Raw genomic sequence first — 5,864 nt, 5'->3', positions numbered from 1 at the left:
TTGTTCCTTCAGGGTAGTGGTCAGAAGCAACATTGGATTTTGCACACCGGGGGTCCTGGTAGGTAGGCCAGGTCACGCCGAAATTTGAGGGTGACCAATGCGTCCACGTATTCACTGCAGCAATGTGTCAACGCGCTCGGCTCGTCTTTGGCGTCTACGGGCTCGCCGAATGGGGTGGTGACCCTATGGATTAATAATGAGAGATTCGATCAAACTCCAATTCAGGAGGTGATCAACAAAGGTGTTGATGTAGTCCACGCGGCGGTTCTGATGATCGAGATAGTAAGCGTGCTCCCACACGTCGATGGTCAACATCGATTGTGCTGAGTGCATTAAAGGCAAATCGGCGTTGCTAGTTTTCATAATTTTTAGATCGTCGCCATCATCGACAAGCCAGGCCCAACCGGACCCAAACTGACTTAACGCGGCCTCCGAAAATAACTTCTTAAACTGTGACACAGACCCGAATGCACTCGATAGGGCCTGCTCAACGGGTTCAGACGGGGCTCCTCCACCTTGGGGAGACATGGACTGCCAGAAAAAATTGTGGTTCCAGATTTGAGCTGAATTATTGAATACCAGTCCGCTTGAGGAGCTAATAACGGACGCTAACTCGTCATCGACATCGCCAATAAGTTTGTTCAAATTGGTTACATAACCAGCATGATGTTTTTGGTAATGAAATCCCAGCGTTTTCCGGCTCATATACGGTTCCAGATCAGATAACGCGTATGGCAATTCCATAAGATTAAACGCCATCGAAGCACCTCTTTACATCGTCAGTTCGGTCCACACGTCGCAAGCAAGTTGTCGGTTTTTGAACCATTCTCGCTCAACCTTGTTGTAGCACTCTTGCTGTGTTGATAGGTGTGGGTGTGTTGTTGGGCTCATCCTCACAGGGGCGACTCCGCAAAGTCTAGGTATCCAGGGCTCGTTTATTTCTTACAAGGAGGGGGTCGCAGGTTCGATGAGCCTTAGCAAGCATGTTTGGCGATCACAGCTACTCAAACTTTGCTCAAAGGCTGAAACGTAGGACCTATTCTGCCGTTATGTGGCTGAAGGTTTTGGGCGGCCTCTTCGAGGCATAAAATAGCAACAATCCGATCAGTGTCATCGGGGTCACTAAATTGGTGCTGTGAAGTTTCGGGGCAAATCGAAGAAGATGCTTCGGGTTGGTTCGCGAGGCTTATCACAAAGGCCGCGGTGGGGGAGAGTGGCGCCTGAACAAGTCCCTTGGCATAACCACCCAAACGCTGATGGGGTTCGAATGCATTTCCTGAACCAATCGGTAGGTGCCATGGACCTGTTGGGTCAAGCGCTGTGGGCTGCGGGGGCAGGTGACGAATGCAAACTGGTGAGGGACAACCTGCCTAAAGTCCAAAAAGCTTTCAGCAGCCTCGTAGCGGTACTTGAGGCCAACGGGGTGTGTCAAAACACTCTGCCGTGGGTACCTCAACACAGCGAAGCGTCAGAACGGGATTTAGACCTGGCAGACGACCTGATGGACATCTTGTTGGAGAAACGCAAGGTGCTGTGGGCGTTACAGGAACGAGCCGAAATTGAGCAATCCCCCATTGGCCCTGAGGAGCTACCTCACTATTGTGACGTGTTGCGGCGTTGCCAGTGGGGCGAAGAAGCCATTCAAACCCAACGTGAACGGGTACAGGGACTCGAACTGATGCCTGAGGTGTGGAACAACGAGGACCCCGACATCATCGTCGAGAAATTGAAGAGAATCGAAGAACTCAAAGCTGCTCGGCTGGAGGACACGATCAAGATCTACGGCCCCGGCCTGCCACTCGACCCCCTTTACTGACAGGACTAAGTTAGGCGTAAAGCTGCGAAGAAAGCAGCCAAAGCTAAGCGTTAAGCGGGGGAGTAGCGGCGGCTAAACCACGGGGCAAGACATGGGTGCAAGGAAGGTAACGGCCCCAAAACCCAAACCGGGCGCCGCAACTGAGGAAATATCGATACTTCTTAATGTCATCTCTCGTTTGAGTCACCAATCGGTTAGGCCACCGCAACCCGAGCTACGGTGATTGTCAGGCCACGTCCTGGTATTCGGTCGACAGCCTAGGAAGGGGTCATCGTGAGTCTCGATATCGTTCCATTGTCTGAGGCCCCGCTTGGGGCTCTGGTTTCTGGCTGGGAACCAGCCGAACCGCTTACCGACGCGAGCAAGCGAAGCATCACTGAGGCGTTACACCGTCACCGGCTGTTGGTGTTTCGCGGCCAGCCTCAGCCCACTGACGAGGACCTGGTGAGATTCGTCGAGTCGTTCGGCGACCCGATTAGAGGGTCGGAGTGGTTCCGGAATGCGGGAGCGCTTCCAGAGATCCTCCCAGTGACAAACATTCGCGGCAAGGACGGCGACCGTTTGGGAGTGGAGGGCGCCACCAACCTTGAGTGGCACGCCGACTATTCCTATGTGGCAACACCCGCGAAGACAAGTTTTCTCAACGCGGTGGAGCTTCCGGCTGAACCACCCCGGACGTACTTCACAGACATGTACGACGCCTACGCAACCCTCGACCCAGGATTGCGGGCTCGCCTCAGCGGTTTGCGGGCCACGCACAGTATTGCCGACTACATGACTGAACCCGACAAAGATTTTGCGGCCAAGATCGAGCGCGATGAGGCAGCGGGCATTGACCGTCCCGACATCCCTGAGGCCGAGCATCCAGTGGTGGTGCGCCATCCCGACACCGGCGACGAGATCCTGTATGTGTCACGGGGCATCACCCGTCGAATCGTAGGAATGGAGCGGGCTCAAAGCAGTGCCCTGCTCAAGCAGCTGCATTTGCACGCCACCCAGCCTGATCGGATCTACGGCCATGATTGGGAGGTCGGCGATTTGATCATGTTCGACACCCTCGGGACCATGCATCGACGTGACGCGTGGGACCCGACCGAGCGCCGGCTCATGCGTCAGCTCAGCACCGCTTGCGTGATCTGAACAGCTAGGCAGGCTATGGGCAAGAAGGATGGTAAGGATCGCAAACTGTTGAACAGTTGGGGTTTGCTGGGTCCTCGTTCCACTCTGTTTGGTGTGGTGTTGATCGCTTTGCTGGTGGTGGTGTTGATAACGAGCTAGTGGTAGTTATTCCTTGGTTGAGGAAAGACAAAGAACAACCGGGGGAGTAGCGGCCTCTTCTTCACGTGTTCCCGTGGTTTGTTTCAGGAAGCTGGGAGATTTCTGTTTGCCGGGAGTCCTGAACCGGACCTTGTGTCGAGGGTCTGGGTCACCAGGTCGGTGACGAGGCTATGGCTGCGCTGGACCGACAGGCGCTGCCAGCGCCGCAGCCGCTCCCACGTCTCCCAGCTGGTGTGGAGGTCGAGAAGTTCGATGGCCTCGGCTTTCGTGCTGCGGTCGAGGGCTGAGATCTCGGGCTCGAAGGTGCGGGTCACCTGCCGGCGGAGGCGGGCGGCCAGCTTGGTCTGCTGAGAGCGGATCTCCGGCGACGCGTGCATGACGGCCAACGCGGAGCGGCGCACCGGCGCGACCGTCTCGAAGAGCTCGGCTCGGTGGTCGACGAGGCCGTCGATTCGTGCGGCGCGGCTCCCGGAGATCGGATGAGCGATGAACAGTTCCGGGTGTTGGGCTTTCTGGTGCTCGGCCAACGCCACCGCTAGCGCATTGCGGTCCGGGAAGTGGTGGTAAATGGACCGGGAGGTCATCCCCACTCGGGATGCGATGTCTTCGATGGTGGGGGTGAGATTGCCCTCGACGTACAGGATGAGCAGGGCATCGATCACCGTCGCGCGGGTACGCCGGCCCCGGGCGACGCGCCCGTCCTCGACGGTCTCAGTCACGTCGGCTCCAGGGTCGACGCCAGCAAGTCGCGAAGGCGGACCAACTCGTCGCCGGCGCTCGGGTCGCCGGCCCGGTTCGTGGCCTCGTCAGGGTCGGCCACGAGGTCGAACAGCTCGCTGGCTTCACCGGTGTCGGCGTTGAGGGTGGCCCGCCACTGGCCGTCGGTAATGGCCTGCCAGGTCGGGAGCCCCGGGCGCATGCGGATCATGCTCACCGCGTGATGGCGAGCAGTGCCTCCGTCGCCGGTCACGAGTGGCACCAGCGACCGGGACGGCGCTCCACCGAGGGCTGTAGCCGTCCCGGCGTCAAGTAGCGTTGCCGCGACATCGAAGGTCTGGACCGGCGCCGTCTCGACCCGGCCGCTGGTGCCGCCGGGGGGGCGCACGATCAGCGGCACCCGCACCGACGATCGGTAGAAGTTCATCTTGGCCATCAGGCCGTGGTCGCCGAGCATCTCGCCATGGTCGGCCGAATAGACGATCCACGTGTTGTCCAGCTGGCCCTGTTTCTCGAGCTGAGCAAGAAGGTCGCCGATTCGCTGATCGATCAGCGACACCATCGCGTAGTACTGACGGGCACCGGCCAGCACGAATTTGTCGCTCAACAGGTCACTGTGCGAGTGCCTGCGCAGGAAGGCCAGGTGCGTGGCCCATTCGTCGCTGGTCGGCACCGGTTCCTCGGGGGCCGTGCGGGCGATTTCTACGCCACCGTAGTGATCGGCCCAGAGGGGGTCGCCCATCAGCGGCACGTGCGGCTGTACGAACGACAACTGAAGGAACCAGGGCCCGTCGCTCGGCTGACGGTCGAGCCACTGTTGCGCCTCGTCGGCTAGGAAACACGTGAGATCGAACTCCTGGGGCAGGGGAGAGGTGACGCCGTTCCAGTGCCGGTCTCCGCCCCGGAAGTTGGCAACCACCACCTCGCGGTACGGCTCGAGAGCGTCGTGTTCGCGCAGGAACCGCATGTAGGGCGTCTCCCAGTCGCCGACGTGGACGTATCGGTCGAACTCCTCGACGACGTGGTCGAACCCGAAGCTGCCGATCCACTCGTCGGTCGGCGCTGGCGTTCCCGGCTCGACCATCATCGGCCATGACGCGAAGTGCGTCTTGCCGATCGACGCCGTGGTGTAGCCGGCCTGTTGCAGGCGGCGGGGGAAGGTGTCCCATTCGGGTTGGCAGTCGCCGGCGAAGTTGCCGAGCACCCCGTGGTCGTTGGGGTAGCGGCCGGTCAGTAGCGAGGCGCGGGCCGGCTGGCAGACCGGGCTTTCGGTCCAGGTCTGGTCGAAGCGGACGCCCTCCGAGGCCAATCGGTCTAGATGGGGGGTGACGACGATGTCGTTGCCAGCGCAGCCCATGACGTCGGCGCGGTGCTGGTCGGCGTAGATGAACAGCAGGTTGGGCTGATGGTCGCTCACTGGATATCTCCTGGCGTCAAGATAATTTCATATTCTATGAAAATACATTACTATGGTCAATCCAATGAGAAACGTCTTTGACTCGATCAATCGTTTCGTCACCCGGAGGCCCACAACCAAAAGGACGGACACGACTGATGGACATCGTCTTGACCGGAACAGGATCACCGCTGCCGGACCCCAACAGCGCAGGCCCCTCGACCCTCGCGAAGGCGGGTGACACACACATCCTCGTCGACGCCGGTCGAGGTGTCGTGATGCTCCCTGGCGAGATGGCGCAAGACATCCTGGAGTACCACTCAGGAGTCGTCGAGGCAGCGCAGACCGCGGCCCGGGTGGGAGCCGAGCGGCTCGCCTTGACCCACGTGGTTCCCGCGCCGACGCCCGACCAGTATCCGCAATGGGTCGCTCGGGCCGCCGAGCACTACGACGGCGATGTGCTCATCGGCGACGACTTGACCACCATCACCATCTGAGATCCAGGAGCAGGCATGACAGACTTCAAAGGAAGGATCGGGCGCACCTTGGCCGATTCCGAGCCGCATTTCGAGGAACGGCCGCACCCCGGAAACGGTGCACCAAACGTCGTGTTCGTGTTGCTCGACGACACCGGGTTCGCGCAGTTCGGTTGCTACG

The 5,864-nt window shown here is 59.6% G+C and carries 6 protein-coding genes; 3 read left to right on the top strand and 3 right to left on the bottom strand.

The annotated features are described in order from the left end of the window. Positions 1-183: 183 nt before the first annotated feature. Entirely contained in the window at positions 184-759 is a 576-nt protein-coding gene (locus OSA81_13185) for a superoxide dismutase (protein MDE0899955.1), read from the bottom strand. 508 nt (positions 760-1,267) lie between these two features. Between OSA81_13185 and OSA81_13180 the strand changes: the two genes are divergently transcribed. Beyond that, complete coding sequence (locus OSA81_13180; GenBank protein ID MDE0899954.1) at positions 1,268-1,816, top strand: hypothetical protein; 549 nt, start codon at positions 1,268-1,270, stop codon at positions 1,814-1,816. A gap of 273 nt (positions 1,817-2,089) precedes the next feature. Next, on the top strand, positions 2,090-2,956 hold the full coding sequence (locus OSA81_13175; protein ID MDE0899953.1) for a TauD/TfdA family dioxygenase: 867 nt from the start codon (positions 2,090-2,092) through the stop codon (positions 2,954-2,956). Between the two features lie 221 nt (positions 2,957-3,177). Here OSA81_13175 and OSA81_13170 read toward each other — a convergent pair whose 3' ends face one another. Both OSA81_13170 and OSA81_13165 read right to left on the bottom strand, forming a co-directional pair. Then, entirely contained in the window at positions 3,178-3,813 is a 636-nt protein-coding gene (locus OSA81_13170) for a TetR/AcrR family transcriptional regulator (GenBank protein MDE0899952.1), read from the bottom strand. Continuing rightward, the gene (locus OSA81_13165; GenBank protein MDE0899951.1) at positions 3,810-5,228 is read right to left on the bottom strand and encodes a sulfatase-like hydrolase/transferase; all 1,419 of its coding nucleotides are present in this window, start codon (positions 5,226-5,228) and stop codon (positions 3,810-3,812) included. Before OSA81_13165 ends, OSA81_13170 begins: the two co-directional genes overlap by 4 nt. Before the next feature lie 137 nt (positions 5,229-5,365). On the opposite strand from OSA81_13165, the gene OSA81_13160 reads away from it, so the two are divergent. Then, entirely contained in the window at positions 5,366-5,704 is a 339-nt protein-coding gene (locus OSA81_13160) for a hypothetical protein (GenBank protein MDE0899950.1), read from the top strand. Positions 5,705-5,864 lie beyond the last annotated feature (160 nt).

The organism is Longimicrobiales bacterium, from assembly GCA_028823235.1.
Lineage (GTDB): Bacteria > Gemmatimonadota > Gemmatimonadetes > Longimicrobiales > Gaopeijiaceae > UBA2589.
The sequence above is the reverse complement of the archived record's forward strand: the minus strand, read 5'-3'. Positions and strand labels throughout refer to the sequence as shown.

Excerpts from the sequence above, each read along its gene's own strand:
- OSA81_13185 (MDE0899955.1), bottom strand. The coding sequence starts at position 759 with ATGGCGTTTAATCTTATGGAATTGCCATACGCGTTATCTGATCTGGAA.
- OSA81_13160 (MDE0899950.1), top strand. The coding sequence starts at position 5,366 with ATGGACATCGTCTTGACCGGAACAGGATCACCGCTGCCGGACCCCAAC.
- OSA81_13180 (MDE0899954.1), top strand. The coding sequence starts at position 1,268 with ATGCATTTCCTGAACCAATCGGTAGGTGCCATGGACCTGTTGGGTCAA.